Source organism: Dankookia rubra, assembly GCF_004355005.1.
Taxonomy (GTDB): domain Bacteria; phylum Pseudomonadota; class Alphaproteobacteria; order Acetobacterales; family Acetobacteraceae; genus Paracraurococcus; species Paracraurococcus ruber_A.
The window spans coordinates 1-443 of the sequence record NZ_SMSJ01000367.1 but is presented as its reverse complement, the minus strand read 5'-3'; the positions used below and the strand labels follow the sequence as shown (position 1 = coordinate 443).

Below are 443 nucleotides of genomic sequence, written 5' to 3'. Positions count from 1 at the left end.
TAGGTCCACGCGGCATGGAGCAGCCCCCACAGCTAGTAGCTCACGCAGCGCGAATTTTCATGTGAGAGTGGCTGAGCATTTAACCACCCCTGACGGCGGTGTTCCTGTGGTGTGGGTGGGCACAGGAAAAATAGCCAGCGCGCCGAACTGGGAACGACGCTGGCCATTCTCCAAATGCACTATTCGACCTAAGCCGTTGCCATTGCCAGCACGGCGGCGAGAACTGACGCTCGGACATCACTCTCGGCGGTGGACAGCCTCCCGCCTTCGGCCTCGACGTAGATGACGAACTGGGCCTTGGCCGCGATGTCCTGCAGTGACTGGTGCGGGGTGATGGCAAGGCGACGGGCTGCTGCCTCCATCTCTTTGCCCGCAGCAGCTATGTCGTCGTCGGTCGCACCGTCGCGCTCGCCCCAGGCATAGGCTTGGAAGTACTCGGTCCA

Annotated in this window: 1 protein-coding gene; it reads right to left on the bottom strand. The window is 62.1% G+C overall.

All coding sequences use genetic code 11. The features are described 5' to 3' along the window. Positions 1-188 precede the first annotated feature (188 nt). A partial coding sequence (locus tag E2C06_RS38410) for a hypothetical protein (RefSeq protein WP_165982935.1) occupies positions 189-443 on the bottom strand: 255 nt, incomplete at its 5' end.